Here is a 17,227-nt window from a genome sequence, read left to right on the forward strand (position 1 = left end):
CGTCTCCCGTTGACGTCCCGCGGCGGAGAGTAGCAAAGCGGCGGCGCCGGGCCAGAGCGCGCTCTCTGCGGCCGTCCTACCGGCTAGACGTTATCGCCGCGCAGCGCCTCGCACACCGCGTCCGTCACCTCGCGCGTCGTCGCCTTGCCGCCCAGATCGGGCGTCAGGATGCCGGCCTCCGTCACCCGTTCAACCGCGCGCATCAGCCGTGCCGCCGCCGCACCCTCGCCCAGATGCTCGAGCATCTGCGCCCCGGTCCAGAACGTCGCGATCGGATTGGCGATCCCCTTCCCCGTGATGTCGAAGGCCGAACCATGGATCGGCTCGAACATCGACGGGAAACGTCGCTCAGGGTCGATGTTCGCGGTCGGTGCCACGCCGAGACTTCCCGCCAGCGCGGCCGCCAGATCCGACAGGATGTCGGCGTGCAGATTGGTCGCGACGATCGTGTCGAGACTCGCGGGCTTCAGCACCATCCGCGTCGTCATCGCATCGACCAGCATCTTGTCCCAGGTCACATCCGGGAACTCGGCGGCCACCTCGGCCGCGATCTCGTCCCACATCACCATGCCGTGCCGCTGCGCGTTCGACTTCGTCACCACCGTCAGCTTCTTGCGCGGCCGCGACTGCGCGAGCCGGAACGCATAGCGCATGATCCGCGTGACGCCGACACGGGTGAAGATCGCCACCTCGGTCGCGACCTCCTCGGGAAAGCCGCGATGTGCGCGACCGCCATGGCCCGCATACTCGCCCTCGGAGTTCTCGCGCACGATCACCCAGTCGAGATCGCCCGGACCGCAGTTCCGCAGCGGTGCGGTCAGCCCCTTCAGGATGCGCGTCGGGCGGACATTCGCGTACTGGTCGAAGCCCTGGCAGATCGGCAGCCGCAAGCCCCAGAGCGTCACATGGTCGGGCACGTCGGGCGCGCCAACCGCGCCGAAATAGATCGCATCGAACGCGCGCAGGCGATCGAGCCCGTCTGGCGGCATCAGCACGCCGTGGCGCTTGTAGTAGTCCGAGCCCCAGGGGAACTGCTCGACCTTCAGCCGGAACCCGCCGTCGCGCTGTTCCAGCGCGCGCAGGACTTCCAGGCCGGCGGCGATCACCTCGGGGCCGATGCCGTCGGCCGGAATCGCCGCGATCGCGTATTCGCGCATCTCATTTCCCTCCAAGAAAACCGTGGGGGACGACGCTCGTCCCCCACACCCCCTGCACTACTCCGCCCAGCGCGCGTCGAACGCCCACACGTCCGGGAAGCCCATCAGCTCGCCGAACGCGCGGAAGTCGTGCAGCGGCACCGGCAGGTCGAGCGTGGTCTCGCGCTCCGCCAGCGCCGCATAGCCGCGCCGCAACGCTTCGCCGGCGGCAAGGAAACCCGCCGCAGGGTGCAGCGCGATCGTCACGCCCAGCGTCCGCAAGCGATCGGGCGGCAGGATCGGCGTCTTGCCGCCCTCCACCAGGTTCAGCAACACGGGCTTCGACGTCACCTTGAGCGTCGCCGCGATCTCGTCCTCGCTCTCCGGCGCCTCCAGGAAGATCACGTCCGCGCCCGCGCGATCGAACGCCTCAGCCCGCCGCAACGCCTCGTCGAGCCCCAGCGGCGCCCGCGCATCGGTGCGCGCGACGATCAGGAAATCGGCCGAGCTGCGGCTGTCGACCGCCACCTCGATGCGCCGCACCGCCTCCTTCAACGGCACCACGCGCTTGCCCGGCGTATGCCCGCACTTCTTCGGAAACTCCTGATCCTCGATCTGGATCGCCGCCACACCGGCCGCCTCGTAGCCACGCACGGTGTGGCGCATGTTCAGAAGCCCGCCATAGCCGGTGTCGCCGTCGGCGATCAGCGGCACCGAGATCCCCTGCGCGAACCGACCCGCGCGCTCGACCATCTCGGTGTAGGTCGCCAGCCCCGCATCCGGCAGGCCGAGCAGCGATGCCACCGTGCCGTAGCCCGTCATGTACAGAACGGGGAACCCGGCGCGATCCGCGAGCTTCGCCGAGATCATGTCGTAGATGCCCGGCACCACGGTGAACTGCCTTGCACGCAGGCGCGCAGCCAGCGCCGCCCGGCGCGCGGCGAAATCGGTCATCCTCATCCCCCCAGAAGCAGGTCACGGGCCTGGTTGATCCGCGCGGCGAGCCAGTCCGACCCGCCGCGATCCGGATGCGCGGTGCGCATCAGCCGCCGATGCGCCTCGCGGATCTCCTCGTCCGTCGCGCCGGCGCGGAGCCCGAGGATCGCGTAGGCCTCCTCGCGCGTCATCGCGCCCGTCGTGCGCGTGCCCCCCTCGCGCGACGAGCCGCGCGCCTCGCCCGCCGCATCCTCGGCCGCATCGCGCCAGGTATCGCCGAACGCGCGGTCGAGCCACGCCTCCAGCAGCGGGACGCTCTCGGTATCGGTCGCCCGGCAGTCGAGCCAGAGCTCGATCAGGTCCGGCAGGCCGAGCTCGGCGAGCTCGCGGCCGCGGAACACGCCCCGGAGCACCGTGCCGGACATCGTGCCGGTGTCGTGATCCAGCCGCATGCGCAAGGTCGCGGTCTCGACCTCGCTCGCCCGGCTCTCGCGCCGCCCGCCGGCGCCGAAGGTGCGCTTCGCCTTCCACTGGTTGATCCAGCGCATCAGCAGCGGGCCGAGCACCACCGCCAGGAAGAATGCCTGTCCGCCCTTGCCGGTGAACAGCAGGAACAGCGCGAGCCCGCCGCCGACGATGATCGCCGTCCATTTCAGCACCGTCTTGATCGTCTCGATCCGGGCATTGGCGAAGGCGCGCGCCGACCAGATCAGCAGCGCCACCGCCGCGATCCCGGCGAGGAACCAGAACATCAGTGCCGTCCGGAGAGCTGGTGCGTCAACAGCGCCGCGGCCCCGCTCCGCTGCGGCGGCAGCCGCGACAGCGCCTCGCGCCCGCCTGCGGCATAGACGGCGACGGCCGCGAGCAGGTCGCGCAGCGTGTCGGCCGAGGAGAGATCGAACGGCGCATAGGCGCCGCCCGAGAGCCGCGCGAGCTCGCGGAAGCAGCGCTCGGCGAAGGGATCGCCACCCTCGTGGAAGAAGAAGCCCGGGCAGTTCAGCATGCCGAGCTCACCCGCCCGGTGGGCGAGCACGTCCACGTTCTCCTCGACCGCATCGCCGACGAACACCAGGGCGTTCACACGCTCCTTGCGCGTCTCGGCGATCGCGTGATCGAGCACCTTCTGGATCTGGGTCTGCCCGCCGAGGCAGGAGACGGTGGTCATCCGCCGCGTGATCTCGTCCACGTCCGAGAGCCAGGGGGTGGCCATGAACTCGCCATAGCCGCGGTAGTAGGCCAGGCTCATGGAGAGGCCGCCGAGCGCGCGCGTGGCCTCGAACATGTGGCCGGTGAGGAAGCAGGCGCGATCCCAGGTCGGCTGGCGCGAGGCCGTGGCATCGACGGTGAACAGCAGCCGCCCGCGCCGCCCCGAGCCCGCCCGCACCGCCGGCATGGTCTGGACGCGCTTGAGGAACGCCGACACGGCGGCGCTGGTCGGCTTGTCGGTGAGGCGTCGGTCCCCGGTCATCCGCCCTCTCAGATAGGCCGAGTGGGGCCGGCTGGAAAGCCGCGGCGGGCCCGCCCCGCTCTCAATCGCGCGGGAGAAACGGCGTGCGGCGGTGCAGCACCCTCCGCCCTACCCCGCCCGCTCCTGCGCCTCGCGCACCGCAAGCGCGGTGACGTTGAGAATGCCGCGCGCCGTCACCGTGGGGTTGAGGATGTGCACCGGCCGGTTCATGCCCAAGAGCAGCGGCCCGACCGGCAGCCCGTCCGCCCCGGCCTTAAGCAACTCGAAGGCGATGTTGGCGGCATCCAGGCTCGGCATGATCAGCAGGTTCGCCACCCCCTTCAGCCGCGAGCGCGGGAAGATCCTGAGCCGCACCGGCTCGATCAGCGCGGCGTCCGCGTGCATCTCGCCCTCGACCTCGAGCTCGGGATAGCGCGTGCGGATCAGCCCGAGCGCGGTCCGCATCTTCTTCGCCGAGGCCGAGCCGGAGGAGCCGAAATTGGAGTGGCTCACCAGCGCCACCTTCGGCTCGATCCCGAACCGCCGCACCTCCTCGGCCGCGAGCCCGGCGATCTCGGCGATCTGCTCGGCGGTCGGGTCCGGGTTCACATGGGTATCCGCGACGAAGATCGGCCCGGCCGACAGGATCAGCCCCGACAGCGCCGAGACGCGCCCGACATCGGGGCGACGGCCGACGATGTCGCGCACCCGCTCCCAGTGCCGCATCCAAGGGCCGATCGTGCCGCAGATCGCCGCGTCCGCATGGCCCGCCATCAGCAGCATGCAGGCGCCGACCGTCGGGCGCGTGCGGAGCTGCCGCTCGGCCGTGTCGGGCGGCACGCCCTTGCGCTCGACCAGGCGGTGATAGGCCTCGCACATCGGCCCGAACACGTCATCCGCGCCGGGATCGCGGATCGTCAGCCCCTCGCCCTCGCGCAGCCGCAGCCCCAACGCGGCGATCCGCGCGGTGATCGCCTCGCGCCGCCCCACCACGATCGGCTGCGCGATCCCCTCGTCGAGCGCGATCTGGGCCGCGCGCAGCACCCGGTCGTCCTCGCCCTCGGCGTAGACCACGCGCATCGGCCGTTGCGCGGCCGAGGCGAAGACCGGGCGCATGAGCTGGCCCGAGCGGTAGGCGAAGCCCGCGAGCCGCGCCTGATAGGCCGCGAAATCCTCGATCGGACGGGTCGCGACGCCGCTCTCGATCGCCGCCTTCGCGACCGCCGGGGCGATGCGCAGGATCAGCCGGGGGTCGAACGGCTTGGGGATGATCGTCTCGGGGCCGAACCCGGGCGCGTGCCCGCCATAGGCGGCGGCGACCACGTCGGAGGCCTCCTCGCGCGCCAGCGCGGCGATCGCCTCGACCGCGGCGATCTTCATCGCCTCGTTGATCGTGGTGGCCCCCACATCGAGCGCACCGCGGAAGATGAACGGGAAGCAGAGAACGTTGTTGACCTGGTTCGGGTAGTCGCTGCGCCCGGTGCAGATGATCGCATCGGGCCGCACGGCCTTGGCGAGCTCCGGCATGATCTCGGGCTCGGGATTGGCGAGCGCCAGGATCAGCGGCTTCTCCGCCATGGTCGCGAGCCACTCGGGCTTCAGCACGCGCGGCGCCGAGAGACCGAGGAAGATGTCGGCGCCGGGCAGCACCTCGGCGAGCGTGCGCGCTTCGGTCGGCCGCGCCCATTTCTCCTTCCACGGGTCCATCAGCTCCGTGCGGCCCGCGAACACCACGCCCTTGATGTCGGTGACGGTGACGTTCTCCGGCCGGAGCCCCATCGCGACCAGCAGGTCGAGGCAGGCGAGCGCGGCCGCCCCCGCGCCGGAGGTGACGAGGCGTGCCTCCTCGATCCGCTTGCCCTGGAGCATCAGCCCGTTGCGGATCGCGGAGGCGACGATGATCGCGGTGCCGTGCTGGTCATCGTGGAACACCGGGATCTTCATGCGGCGGCGCAGTTCCGCCTCGATCACGAAGCATTCCGGTGCCTTGATGTCCTCGAGATTGATCCCGCCGAAAGTGGGTTCGAGGGCGGCGACCACGTCGCAGAACCGCTCGGGGTCGAGCGCATCGACCTCCAGGTCGAACACGTCGATGCCGGCGAACTTCTTGAACAGCACCGCCTTGCCCTCCATCACCGGCTTGCCGGCGAGCGGGCCGATCGCGCCGAGCCCGAGCACGGCGGTGCCGTTGGAGATCACGGCGACCAGGTTGCCGCGGGCGGTGTAGTCGAAGGCGGTGGCCGGGTCGGCGACGATCGCCTCGCAGGCGACCGCGACCCCTGGCGAGTACGCAAGCGCGAGATCATGGTTGGAGGCGAGCCGTTTGGTCGGCTCGACGCTGAGCTTTCCGGGTCTCGGCAGGCGGTGGTAGTCGAGTGCCGCCTTGCGGAAATCCTCGCGGTTCATGCGCGCCCTCCCGTGTCCGTCACCGAGGGGATAGCGCGCTCCGGGCGCATCGGCGACCCCCGAACCGGATGGGCACCTGTGAGCCCCGCTCCCTGCCCATGCTGTCGGAATTCTTTACAGGCGGGCGAGGCCGTCTCGATCGCGCGACGAAATATGTTTGCCGTGCAATGTGTTGGTCGAAGTGGTGCGCGTCTTGCATGGCTCAACCGCGTCCCGCATGCCCCTTGCGCGGGCAGGGCGCCACCTGGACCACTGGAACGGATCGCACGGGAGATTGCGCATGAGACTCCACGCAGGGATCGCGGCCGCAGCGCTCTGGTTGGCCACCTCCGGCGTCGCCGGCGCGGCGACGATCGTGACGGCCAACAACCCGGCGCCGGGGGATTCCTTCACGAATGCCGGGCCGACCAACCAGGGCCAGGCGATCGGCACCTCGGGCTGGTACTACAACAACGTGCGCAACGGCGGCACCGTCGGCATCAACACGACCCTGCCGCGCAACGGCAACGGGTCGGCCTGGTTCCAGAACCTCGACGGCGCCGACAAGGCGGACATCGAGTTCCTGCCGAACGCGGCCAACATCGCCGGCAATTTCGTCTCGGTCGGCTCGCTCGGCGCGTTCTCGGCGCTCTCGACCTTCGGCTACGAGTGGTATCGCGACGGGACGAGCACCAACCCGGCGGTGCAGCATCCGGCGCTGCGCGTGCTGCTCGATCTGGACGGCAACCTGCTGACCAACGATCGCGCCGGGCTGGTGTTCGAGCGCGCCTACAACAGCCTGCCGACGCTGACCGATCAGTGGGTCGCGGACACGATCGGCGCCAGCACCAATCTGTGGTCGTTCGGCGCGCTCGGCTTTGCGACCGGCGGCTACGGGGTGACGCTCGCGCAGTGGCAGGCGCAGTTGGCGACGGCATTCCCAAATGCGGTGATCGTCGGCTTCTCGGCCGGGGTCGGGTCGGGCTGGAACGGCGTGTTCACCGGCGCGGTGGACAGCATCACTTGGACGATCGGCGGCCAGACCTCGAGCTTCAACTTCGAGGTCACGGGCGTTCCGGTGCCGGAGCCCGCCGCCCTGGCGCTGTTCGGGCTCGCTCTCGCTGGTCTCGCCGCGGCGCGCCGACGCGCCTGAGCCGATCCGCCTCACGGCGATGCGGGAAGGGCGGGGAAACCCCCGCCCTTTTCGCGTGCGCCCACGGCCGCTAGATCACGTCCATCATGCAGCGGCTGGTGCGGTCGAGAAGACTCGAACTTCCACGGGGTTTCCCCCACAAGCACCTCAAGCTTGCGCGTCTACCAGTTCCGCCACGACCGCGCGGCCAGCCGAGGCCGGGGGTATAGCGGATGGACCTCGCACCCGCAACGCCGCCCAGCGCACTGGAATGGCGCATCGCCGAGGGGCTGACGCCGTACCCGGAGGCGGTCGCGGCGATGGAAGCGCGGGTCGCGGCGATCCATGCCGGCAGCGAGCCCGAATGCGTCTGGCTGGTCGAGCATCCGCCGCTCTACACCGCCGGCACCTCGGCGCGCGCGGAGGATCTGTTCAACCCGTTCGGCTTCCCGACCTTCCGGGCCGGGCGCGGCGGGCAATGGACCTATCACGGGCCCGGCCAGCGGGTGGGCTACGTGATGCTCGACCTGCGCCGGCGCGGCCCGGACGTGCGCGCCTATGTGCACGGGCTGGAGGCTTGGCTGATCGCGGCGCTGGATCGGCTCGGCGTGCGGGCGGAGACGCGCGCGGACCGGATCGGGCTCTGGGTGGCGGACCGGCGCGCCGGCACCGAGGCGAAGATCGGCGCGATCGGCGTGCGGGTGACGCGCTGGATCACCTGGCACGGCTTCGCGCTGAACGTCGAGCCGGAGCTCGGCCATTTCGCCGGCATCGTGCCCTGCGGCGTGCGCGAGCACGGCGTCACGAGCCTCGCCGCCCTCGGCATCACCGCGTCGATGGCGGAGGTGGACGCGGCGCTGATGGCAAGCTTCGGCGAGGTGTTCGGTCAGCATCGCCGGTAATCCGGCGCGCCCACGACCGGGTTCGGGCGAGCGTTTCGGCGCGCGGCAAACGCAGCTGACGTCTCGGGCCGGGCCGGCCGGCCCGGCCCGAGGGGCGATGGGCGAGGACGTCGAATGAGCATCGCAACGGATATTCTCGGTCGGCTGCGGGCCGGCTTCTCCCTGGCCGTACCGGCGCCGGCCGCGGTGCGGGCGGAGATCCGAGACGGCATCCTGGTGCATCTGTCCGGAACGGCGCTTCAACGCTACTACGTGGTCTCGAGACTGCGCGCCCGCCATGGCTTCGCGAACTGCGTCGTCAACCTGACTGGCGACACTGGTCCGAAAGACGGCTGGCTGTTCGGCTATACGCTCTCCGACCTGTTCGCGAAGACCGTGCGCGACCATCGGATCGTGGACTTCAGACCATTCCAGGGCGCAGCCAGCGGACGGATGGTCGATTTCGTCTATTTCTTTCTCGGCGAACCGGAGCGCTGGCAGCGAGAGGCGCAATCTCTTGGCTCCAAGGGGCTCCCATGTACGATCCGTGTCCGTGGGGTCGACGTGCTCTCGGACCCGGAACGAGAGCTCTTTTGGCGCCGCGGTCTGTTCTGGGAGGGCGATCGAGCCGTGATCGTCAAGGGCGGTTATCGCGGTCCGGCTCAGATTGACCGATTCGCCGATGATCTCGCAGTGCCATGGAGCTGATGGCAGCGCATTGACGCGCGGCACCCCCGCTGCTGCGATGCATCCCCCGCCGCCGGAGTCCCCCCATGGCCACGCACCGCCTCGCCGCCTCGCCCGCGACCGTCCACTGGGGCTATTTCGACGCTGCCCTGCCACCGGTGCTGACCATCAACTCGGGCGACACGGTCGAGGTGACCTGCGTCTCGGGGCGGGAGGGGGTGATGCCGGCGCCGGAAAGCGGGCTGGCGATCCCGCCGGCGCTGGCCGAGATCGTCACCACCATGGCGCCGGAGCTGGGCGCGCATATCCTCACCGGGCCGATCGCGATCGCCGGCGCCGAGCCGGGCGACATGCTGGAGGTGCGGATCGAGAGCATCACCCCGGGCGCGGACTGGGGCTACAACATGGTCCGTCCGCTGGTCGGCACGCTGCCCGAGGACTTTCCGACCAGCCGCGTCCTGCACATCCCGGTCGACCGCAAGAGGCTCACCTGCCGCCTGCCCTGGGGCACGGAACTGGCGCTCAGCCCCTTCTTCGGCGTCATGGGCGTGGCGCCCCCGCCCGTCTATGGCCGGATCGCGTCGAACCCGCCGCGCGAGCACGCCGGCAACCTGGACAACAAGGAACTGGTCGCCGGCACGACCCTGTTCCTGCCGGTGCACGTCGCGGGCGCGAATTTCTCGGTCGGCGACGGCCACGGCGTGCAGGGTGACGGCGAGGTCTGCATCACCGCGCTCGAGATGTGCCTGGACGGCACGCTGACCTTCGTGCTGCACCGGAAACGCGGTGCCGCGCCGCTGCTGACCTTCCCCCGCGCCGAGACTCCCACGCACTACATCTCGATGGGGCTGAACGAGGACCTCGACCTCGCGATGAAGCAGGCGCTGCGCGAGATGATCGCCTTCATCTGTTCACGCACAAACCTGAGCCCGATCGATGCCTACCAGTTCTGCTCGCTCGCGGCCGATTTCCGCGTCACCCAGACCGTGAACGGGGTGAAGGGCGTGCACGGGATGCTGCGCAAGGAGCTGATCTGAGGCGCCACCAGCCCTGCGCGCTCCGGTTGTCCACAACTTTCTTGTCCACACGCGAGTCTAGCCGTTGTGTTCTCTTCGGCGGTTCTGATACCGTATCTGGTAGAGGAAGAGCCCCAGAGGGCGGGAGCAGACGGGATGGACTGGACCGAGGACGCGATCGCCACGCTGCGCCAGCTGTGGTCGGAGGGGCTCTCGACCGCCGAGATCGGCCGCCGGATGGGGATCTCGAAGAACGCGGTCGTCGGCAAGGCGCATCGGCTCAATCTCGCGGCCCGGCCCTCGCCGATCCGCCGCGTGCCCGGTGCCACGCCCTCGCCGCGGCCGGCACGCCGTGCGGCCCGGCCGGCGATGCCGCGGCCCTCGCCGATGATGGCCGGCACCCCGATGGCGGCGCGCCCGCCCGCCGAGCGTCCCGCGCCGGTCGTGCCGATGCGCCCGGCGCCGCAGCCGCTCCGGCTCGGCAACAGCGCCTGCTGCTGGCCGCTGGGCGACCCCGGCACGCCGGGGTTCCGCTTCTGCGGCGCGCAGGCGCTGCTCGGCAAGCCGTACTGCGCCGAGCATGCCTCGGTCGCCTATGTGCGGGTGAAGGACCGGCGCGAGGACGCCGCCTAGAGCGGTTTCCCCATGAGTGGAAACCGCTCTGGTCATTCCCTGCGAGCATCTGCACGCACACGGCCGAGTCCAGCCGTGTGCGATCTGCTCTAGCCGATAGCCCCCCTGCGGGGGCGGCGTGACCGCCCCCGTTGACCGTCCCGCCGCCGGCATCGCCTACCAGCTCGCGGCGCTGCTGTCCTTCGTGGTGATGGATGTCGCGATCAAGGCGAGCGTGCAGACCCTGCCGCTCGCGGTGGTGCTGTGGGCGCGCTTCGCCTTCCATCTCGCCTTCGTCTCGGCGCTGTTCGTGCTGATGGGGCGGCGCGTGCCGCCGCGCACCCGCGCGCCGCGGCTGCAGGCGATCCGTTCGCTCTGTCTCTGTGTCGCCAATCTCTGCTTCTCGGCCGCGCTGATCTACATCCCGCTGGCGGAGGCCGTGGCGATCGGCTTCGTCTCGCCGCTGATCACCACGCTGCTCGCCGCCCGCGTGCTGGGCGAGGCCGTGGGGTGGCGCCGCTGGCTCGGCATCGCGGTGGGGTTCGCCGGCGTGCTGGTGATTATCCGCCCCGGCCTCGGTGTCACACATCCGGCCGCCTTGCTGGTGCTCGGCACGGCGACGGTGTTCGCGGTCTACCAGGTGCTGACGCGCCGCCTCGCCGGCGTGGACGATGCGCCGACGACGATCTTCCACACCGGTGTGGCTTCGGGGATCGTGACCACCGTGATCGCGCCGTTCGACTGGGTTTGGCCGAGCCCGACCGAGTGGGCGATGCTGGCGATGATCGGCGCGATCGGCGGCGGGAGCCATTTCCTGCTGATCCAGGCCTTCCAACGCGCGCCCGCCTCGCTGCTCGCCCCCTTCGCGTACACCCAGATCATCTGGGCGGTGATCGCGGGATGGGTGTTCTTCGCCGAACTGCCCGACCTGTTCGCCGCGATCGGCGGACTGATCGTCGCCGCCGGTGGACTGTTCGTGATCTGGTCCGAATCCCGCGCGCGGCCGCGACGCCCTGCCGCCTAGAGCAGATCGCACGCGGCTGGACTCGGCCGTGCGCGTGAAAATGCGCGCAGGGAATGACCAGAGCGGCTCCCACTCATGTGGAACCCCTCCAGCGTCGCGTGCCGCTCCGCCGGCCGATCCGCAGCGCGGCGAGCCCCAGGAGCCCCACGGCGATCACCGCCACGCCGGCAGGGGCAGGCACGGCGTAAGGGTCGGTCTTGCGCTCGACGAGGTAGCCCTTCAGGTCGAGATGCGGCAGCGCAACCCCGCCAAGGACGATGCCCTGATACCCGGCCTGACGCGCGTCGTTCCAGCGTCCCTGATGCGGCGTCGCACCGTCGGCGCGCCAGACGAACTGCACGAAATCCTCGCCCTCGGCGCCATCCCCGAACGGGAATGCGCCGTTGTTGTCGGGTTGGCCCCCGCCCCAGAAGGCGAAACCGAACGGTTCGCCCGTCACCCAGGCGAACGTCCCTTCGCTGGCACCGGGTGCTGCCCCCGCGCGATCCGTCGCGCCGATCCAGTAGGACCCGTAGCCTGACCCGACCGCGAAGAATGTCGTGCGGATGAAGGTCTGCTCGTCGGCGCTGGTGATGGTCGCGAGATGTCCGCCCATGGCCTCGGCCGCTGCCTTGGCCGTGAACCAGTCGCTCGCGGTATCGAGGACCAGCCGATACCAGTTGTTGGTGGCACCCGGCCCCGTCCACTGCACCCAGGCGGCGCGCGCCTCGGCTGTTGCCAGCGCCAGCAGCGCGGCCAGGGCGATTCCGCTCCGACGCATGAGGTCCTCCCCTCGAAAATGCTGGCGGGAACGATGCGCATCTGCACCGGGCGATGCCAGCGATGGAGGGTTGCGGCCTGCCCCGTGGATGCGCGGGCATGCGGCGCGACAGGGGCGCCGGCGAACCGGCACGTGCTGCGCGCGAGTGCCGCTTCGCGCTCGACGCGCAAGGGCGCGCCTGATCAAGTACGGCACGCGCGTGTCCCTCGCGTCCGGCGCTCGGTCGCAGACCGCCCAGCGCGATCCCGCACCTCGCCACGCCGTGTCCCGACACCCCGTTGCATCCGCCGGTCCCCGGCAGTAGCCAAGCGACCATCATGCCCGCGACCGTCGACCGCTCGCCCGACCAGGCGCGCACCCCCGCCAAGCCGCTCGACGCCGAGGCGGTCAAGGCCGCCTATCGCCGCTGGGCGCGCATCTATGACGCCGCATTCGGCCTCGTCTCCGGCCCGGCGCGGCGACGCGCGATCGCGGCGCTGAACGCGCTCCCCGACGGGCGGGTGCTGGAGGTCGGCGTCGGCACCGGCCTCGCCCTGCCGCAGTATCGCCGGGGCCTGCGCGTGGTGGGCATCGATCTCAGCCCCGAAATGCTGGCGCTGGCGCGCGACAAGGTCGCGCGCGACCGGCTCGACCATGTCGAGGCGCTCATCGAAATGGACGCCGAGGCGATGGACCTGCCGGATGGCGCGTTCGACGCGGCCGTGGCGATGTTCGTCGCCTCGGTGGTGCCGAACCCGCGGCGCATGATGGCCGAGATCCGCCGCGTGGTGCGCCCCGGCGGGGCGATCCTGCTGGTGAACCACTTCCTCGCCCCGCCCGGCATCCGGCGCGGCATCGAGCGGATGATGGCGCCGTTCTCGCGCGCGCTCGGCTGGCACCCCGATTTCGCCATCGAGGCGGTGCTCAGCCCGGGGGAGCGCGAACGGGCCAGCCTGACCCCGTGCCCGCCGCTCGGCCTGTTCACCCTGGTCGGGCTGACGAACGACTGATATCGGGCTGCCGAAGGTTTCACCCTCGGCAGCCCGATATCATCGGTTTGTCTCGCGCGTGGCCGCCCCGCCAGCCCCACGCGCGATACCCGGCCGCGAAAGGTCGAACCTTTGGCGGCCGGGTATGAGGCTCAGCGCGCGGCGAGCTGCACCGCCGCATCCCGCGCCGCACGCGGGACGTCCGCGGCGATCTCCTCCGGCGTGCGCGGGTGCGGCGGATGGATGAACCCCTCGGCCGGGAACGCCGTCACCCCGAGCGTGTCGGTGCGCGGATACCAGACGCGCACCGCCGACCAGTCGTTGCGGCGCGAGACATCGACCACGGGCTGGTTCTGGTGCACCGCCCCGCGCGCCGCCCCCGAGCCCCAGTTGGCGTGGCTGACCAGGATCTCGCGCGGCCCGGTCTGGCGCACCACCACCGAAAGATGCCCCTGCGGCAGGCGCCGCGTGCCCCGCAGCACCAGCACCGCGCCCGGAGCCGGGCGGGCGTCGCGCCGGTAGCGTCCGGCGGCGGACCGCCACCAGGTATGCGCATCACCGGCGAGGTCGATGCCGGAGAGTTCGCGCGCGAACGGCACGCAGGAGAGCGGAACCGTGGTGCGGAAGGTGGCGGCCTCCGGCGCTGCGGGCGGCGGATGGCGCGCGCAGCCGGCGAGGGCTCCGAACACGGTTCCGATCAGCAGCACGCGACGGTGCACCGGCACCCCTCCTTCGAGGAGGCACCCTGACCGACGTCGTCGCGTCGGGGCAAGCGTGGCGTCGGCGGTGGCCGGTGCACGGCCGGGGACAACACAGCAAAGGGCCGGAGGATCTCCCTCCGGCCCTCGCCTCGGGCCGCGAACGGCCCGTCCCCTGGTCGAAGGCGTCAGGCCGCGCGGCGGCGGCGGACAGCGTAGCCGAGGCCCATGAGCCCCATGCCGAGCAGCGCGAGGGAGGCGGGCTCGGGCACCGGCTGCGGATCGATCGGCGTGCCGCCGATGGTCGCGCCGGCGATCGCCATGCCGGAGTCGTACGCGCCGTCACTCCAGTTCGTCACGCCGAACCGGAGCTTGTAGTTGCCCGTCGTGGTGATGGTGTAGGTGGACTGAACCCAGCCGGAATTCCCGCAGCCGCTGTCGAAGCACCCGCCCGAGGAGCTGCCGAGCTCGTCCCAGGTGGTGCCGGGCTGGATCGCCACGCTCGGCGGCGTCAGCGTCGCATCCGGGGCGGGCATGCCGGTGCCGGGCACGATGTTGCCCGGCGCGGGCACGGTGCGCGCGGTGAACAGCAGCGCGACCTGGGTGTCGGTCGCGTCGAGCAGGATCGCCCAGGCATAGTCGGCGAAGCCGGCGCCGTCGGAGGTGACGTAGTTGAAGTAGAACTCCAGTGCATCGCCGGCATTGGCGGCGAAGAGCGGCGAGGTGAGGCTCGATCCGTTGGTCTCGCCGCCGAGGCCCAGCAGGTTGCCGCCGTCCGAAACGCCGCCGTCGGTGGTGACGAACAGATACTGGGTATGACCGCCCGGGATCGTGCCGACATCGCCGTTCGGCGTGCCGGTGCCGACCGTGCCGACGCCGGTCCACCCCGCCGGCGCGCCGTAGCTCGGCGCTGCCTGGAGCTCGGTCGCCGCGAGCGCCAGTCCCGCCGCCGCACCGGCCAAAAGAAGCTTTCTCATGGTCAAGATCCCCTGTCTGCGCCCGCCTCGGGCGCGCGACGAAGTCTAGGCAAGAGCTGTGCCACCGACCGGAATCGATGTGATGTCAAGGTGTTGGCCGTCCCCTCGGCCGAGCTGAGGACCACAGTGTAAAGTTTACCGACACCATCTCGTGTAAGGATTCGTCCATCGGCATGACAACCCGCCTGCGGAGGGACGTTCCAGCCCGCGATCGGCTTCTCCCGGCGCGGGCAGCGCGCGATGCGCGCCCCATCACCAATCATACTGCCGCCGATCATACGGCGGGACCCGTGCGCCGCCGCGCGGCTCACACCTTCTCGACCTGCGAGTATTCCAGCTCCACCGGGGTGGCGCGGCCGAAGATCGAGACCGAGACCTTCACCCGGCCCTTCTCCTCGTCCACCTCCTCGACCGTGCCGTTGAAGCTGGTGAACGGCCCGTCGGTGACGCGCACCTGCTCGCCCAACTCGAAGGTGATGGACGGGCGCGGCTTCTCGACCCCCTCGGCCACCGCCTTGACGATGCGCTCGGCCTCGGCATCGGTGATCGGGCTGGGACGCCCCTTGCCGCCGAGGAAATTGGTCACCTTCGGCGTGTTCTTCACCAGGTGCCAGGTGTCGTCGGTCATCTCCATGCGCACCAGCACGTAGCCGGGGAAGAACTTGCGCTCCCCCTGCACCTTCTGGCCGCGCTTGACCTCGACCACCTCCTCCATCGGCACCAGCACCTCCTCGAACTTGTCGGCGAGCCCCTTCTGGGCGGCCTGTTCGCGGATCGCCTGGGCAACCTTCTTCTCGAAGCCCGAATAGACGTGGATCACGTACCAGCGCTTGCGCCCGGCCGCGGACGGCGGGGCCACCGGCCGGACCGGCGCGATCCCCTCGCTTTCTGCTGCCATCATCATCCCTCCCGCCTCAGGCGCCGAAGCCGAAGATGGCGCGCACGCCGAGGCCGATCACCTGGTCGACCACGAAGAAGAAGATCGCGGCCAGGATCGACAGCACGAAGACGAGCCCCGTGGTGATCAGGGTCTCCTTGCGGGTGGGCCAGGTGACCTTGCTCACCTCCTGGCGCACCTGACGCACATAGGTCGCGGGATCGATCCTCGCCATCGTGTCCTTCGTCCCAGAAACGGGACCGGGGCGGCCCCTTGCCGCCCCTCGGTCCTCAACTTACCGCACCCCGAGGCTCGGGTGGCAGGGGTGGAGGGTCTCGAACCCCCAACCTCCGGTTTTGGAGACCGGCGCTCTAGCCAATTGAGCTACACCCCTATCGGGCGGCGCCACCCGGCAGCCGCCAGAAGCATCTTTTAGCCGCGCGAGCAAGCAGCCGCCACCGCAACCCTCCCCGGTCGCGCGGACTCTCCGCCGACGGCGCCTACTGGACGATCTTGGTGACGACGCCGGCGCCGACGGTGCGCCCGCCCTCGCGGATCGCGAAGCGCAGCCCCTCGTCCATCGCGATCGGCGCGATCAGCGTCACCTCCATCCGCACATTGTCCCCAGGCATCACCATCTCCGTGCCCTCGGGCAGCGTCACAACACCCGTCACGTCCGTCGTGCGGAAGTAGAACTGCGGACGGTAGTTGGTGAAGAACGGCGTGTGCCGGCCCCCCTCCTCCTTCGTCAGGATGTACGCCTCCGCCAGGAACTTCGTGTGCGGCGTGATCGAGCCAGGCGCCGCCAGAACCTGGCCACGCTCCACCTCCTCGCGCTTCGTGCCACGCAACAGCGCCCCGATGTTGTCCCCCGCCTCGCCGCTGTCCAGCAGCTTGCGGAACATCTCCACCCCCGTCACCACCGTCTTCATCGTCGGGCGCAGGCCGACGATCTCCACCTCGTCGCCCACCTTCACCACACCCCGCTCGATCCGCCCCGTCACCACCGTGCCGCGGCCCGAGATCGAGAACACGTCCTCGATCGGCATCAGGAACGGACGATCCTTAGGCCGGTCCGGCTGCGGAATGTACGCGTCCACCGCATCCATCAGCTGCAGGATCGCCTGCTCGCCGATCTCCGGATTGCGATCCTCCAGCGCACACAGCGCCGAACCCTTGATCACCGGAATCTCGTCCCCCGGGAACTGATACGACTTCAACAGCTCCCGAACCTCGAGCTCCACCAGCTCCAGAAGCTCGGGATCGTCCACCATGTCCACCTTGTTCATGAACACCACCAGCGCCGGCACACCCACCTGGCGCGCCAGCAGGATGTGCTCGCGCGTCTGCGGCATCGGACCATCCGCCGCCGAGACCACCAGGATCGCCCCGTCCATCTGCGCCGCCCCCGTGATCATGTTCTTCACGTAGTCCGCATGACCAGGGCAATCCACGTGCGCGTAATGCCGCGCCTTCGTCTCGTACTCCACATGCGCCGTCGAAATCGTGATCCCGCGCGCCTTCTCCTCCGGCGCCTTGTCGATCTGGTCGTACGCCGTGAACGTCGCCCCGCCCGTCTTCGCCAGAACCTTCGTGATCGCCGCCGTCAGCGACGTCTTCCCATGGTCCACGTGACCAATCGTGCCGATGTTGCAGTGCGGCTTCGTCCGCTCAAACTTCGCCTTCGCCAT

At 70.3% G+C, this 17,227-nt stretch carries 18 protein-coding genes and 2 tRNA genes; 7 read left to right on the plus strand and 13 right to left on the minus strand.

All coding sequences use genetic code 11. The features are described from left to right. Positions 1–83: 83 nt before the first annotated feature. The 5 genes from F563_RS0105810 to F563_RS0105830 all read right to left on the minus strand — a co-directional run bounded on the left by F563_RS0105810 (position 84) and on the right by F563_RS0105830 (position 5,925). On the minus strand, positions 84–1,157 hold the full coding sequence (locus tag F563_RS0105810) for a tartrate dehydrogenase (protein WP_019013711.1): 1,074 nt from the start codon (positions 1,155–1,157) through the stop codon (positions 84–86). Between the two features lie 57 nt (positions 1,158–1,214). After that, positions 1,215–2,090: an isocitrate lyase/PEP mutase family protein gene (locus tag F563_RS0105815; protein ID WP_019013712.1), complete on the minus strand. Its 876-nt coding sequence runs from the start codon at positions 2,088–2,090 to the stop codon at positions 1,215–1,217. 2 nt (positions 2,091–2,092) lie between these two features. After that, positions 2,093–2,824, minus strand: coding sequence for a DnaJ domain-containing protein (locus F563_RS25535; protein ID WP_019013713.1), 732 nt, complete (start codon positions 2,822–2,824; stop codon positions 2,093–2,095). Further along, positions 2,824–3,540, minus strand: coding sequence for a vWA domain-containing protein (locus F563_RS0105825; RefSeq protein ID WP_019013714.1), 717 nt, complete (start codon positions 3,538–3,540; stop codon positions 2,824–2,826). Before F563_RS0105825 ends, F563_RS25535 begins: the two co-directional genes overlap by 1 nt. Positions 3,541–3,648: 108 nt before the next feature. Continuing rightward, positions 3,649–5,925 carry an NADP-dependent malic enzyme gene (locus F563_RS0105830; protein ID WP_019013715.1) on the minus strand — a complete coding sequence of 759 codons (2,277 nt, stop codon included), beginning with the start codon at positions 5,923–5,925 and terminating at the stop codon, positions 3,649–3,651. Positions 5,926–6,205: 280 nt separating this feature from the next. Here F563_RS0105830 and F563_RS0105835 point away from each other — a divergent pair, with 280 nt between their 5' ends. Continuing rightward, a complete protein-coding gene (locus tag F563_RS0105835) occupies positions 6,206–7,057 on the plus strand; it encodes a PEP-CTERM sorting domain-containing protein (RefSeq protein ID WP_019013716.1) in 852 nt (283 codons plus the stop codon). 96 nt (positions 7,058–7,153) lie between these two features. Here F563_RS0105835 and F563_RS0105840 read toward each other — a convergent pair. Then, positions 7,154–7,240: transfer RNA gene (locus tag F563_RS0105840), tRNA-Leu, on the minus strand. A 29-nt stretch (positions 7,241–7,269) separates the two neighbouring features. Between F563_RS0105840 and lipB the strand changes: the two genes are divergently transcribed. The 5 genes from lipB (at position 7,270) to F563_RS21715 (ending at position 11,256) form a co-directional block, all read left to right on the plus strand. Further along, positions 7,270–7,938 (plus strand): lipoyl(octanoyl) transferase LipB, encoded by a 669-nt coding sequence (gene lipB / locus F563_RS0105845; protein WP_019013717.1) that lies wholly within the window; start codon positions 7,270–7,272, stop codon positions 7,936–7,938. A gap of 114 nt (positions 7,939–8,052) precedes the next feature. Then, a complete protein-coding gene (locus tag F563_RS0105850) occupies positions 8,053–8,625 on the plus strand; it encodes a hypothetical protein (protein WP_019013718.1) in 573 nt (190 codons plus the stop codon). A 65-nt stretch (positions 8,626–8,690) separates the two neighbouring features. After that, positions 8,691–9,641 (plus strand): acetamidase/formamidase family protein, encoded by a 951-nt coding sequence (locus F563_RS0105855; RefSeq protein WP_019013719.1) that lies wholly within the window; start codon positions 8,691–8,693, stop codon positions 9,639–9,641. 135 nt (positions 9,642–9,776) lie between these two features. Further along, complete coding sequence (locus F563_RS0105860) at positions 9,777–10,253, plus strand: GcrA family cell cycle regulator (protein ID WP_019013720.1); 477 nt, start codon at positions 9,777–9,779, stop codon at positions 10,251–10,253. Between the two features lie 118 nt (positions 10,254–10,371). Next, positions 10,372–11,256, plus strand: a complete 885-nt coding sequence (locus F563_RS21715; protein WP_019013721.1) for a DMT family transporter — start codon at positions 10,372–10,374, stop codon at positions 11,254–11,256. Positions 11,257–11,329: 73 nt separating this feature from the next. Here F563_RS21715 and F563_RS0105870 read toward each other — a convergent pair whose 3' ends face one another. Continuing rightward, positions 11,330–12,016, minus strand: coding sequence for a lectin-like protein (locus F563_RS0105870; protein WP_019013722.1), 687 nt, complete (start codon positions 12,014–12,016; stop codon positions 11,330–11,332). A gap of 317 nt (positions 12,017–12,333) precedes the next feature. On the opposite strand from F563_RS0105870, the gene F563_RS0105875 reads away from it, so the two are divergent. Then, entirely contained in the window at positions 12,334–13,005 is a 672-nt protein-coding gene (locus tag F563_RS0105875; RefSeq protein WP_019013723.1) for a class I SAM-dependent methyltransferase, read from the plus strand. A gap of 131 nt (positions 13,006–13,136) precedes the next feature. Here F563_RS0105875 and F563_RS21720 read toward each other — a convergent pair whose 3' ends face one another. From F563_RS21720 to tuf, 6 genes are all read right to left on the minus strand, one after another. After that, a complete protein-coding gene (locus F563_RS21720) occupies positions 13,137–13,703 on the minus strand; it encodes a CHAP domain-containing protein (protein ID WP_211211371.1) in 567 nt (188 codons plus the stop codon). A gap of 167 nt (positions 13,704–13,870) precedes the next feature. Next, positions 13,871–14,659 (minus strand): NF038132 family protein, encoded by a 789-nt coding sequence (locus tag F563_RS0105885; RefSeq protein ID WP_026299361.1) that lies wholly within the window; start codon positions 14,657–14,659, stop codon positions 13,871–13,873. 307 nt (positions 14,660–14,966) lie between these two features. Next, positions 14,967–15,563 (minus strand): transcription termination/antitermination protein NusG, encoded by a 597-nt coding sequence (gene nusG / locus F563_RS0105890; protein ID WP_019013726.1) that lies wholly within the window; start codon positions 15,561–15,563, stop codon positions 14,967–14,969. A 10-nt stretch (positions 15,564–15,573) separates the two neighbouring features. Further along, positions 15,574–15,771, minus strand: coding sequence for a preprotein translocase subunit SecE (gene secE, locus F563_RS0105895; protein ID WP_019013727.1), 198 nt, complete (start codon positions 15,769–15,771; stop codon positions 15,574–15,576). Positions 15,772–15,853: 82 nt separating this feature from the next. After that, a tRNA-Trp gene (locus tag F563_RS0105900) sits at positions 15,854–15,930 on the minus strand. 106 nt (positions 15,931–16,036) lie between these two features. Further along, complete coding sequence (gene tuf, locus F563_RS0105905; protein WP_019013728.1) at positions 16,037–17,227, minus strand: elongation factor Tu; 1,191 nt, start codon at positions 17,225–17,227, stop codon at positions 16,037–16,039.

Source organism: Elioraea tepidiphila DSM 17972 (assembly GCF_000378465.1).
In the GTDB taxonomy this organism is placed as follows: domain Bacteria; phylum Pseudomonadota; class Alphaproteobacteria; order Acetobacterales; family Acetobacteraceae; genus Elioraea; species Elioraea tepidiphila.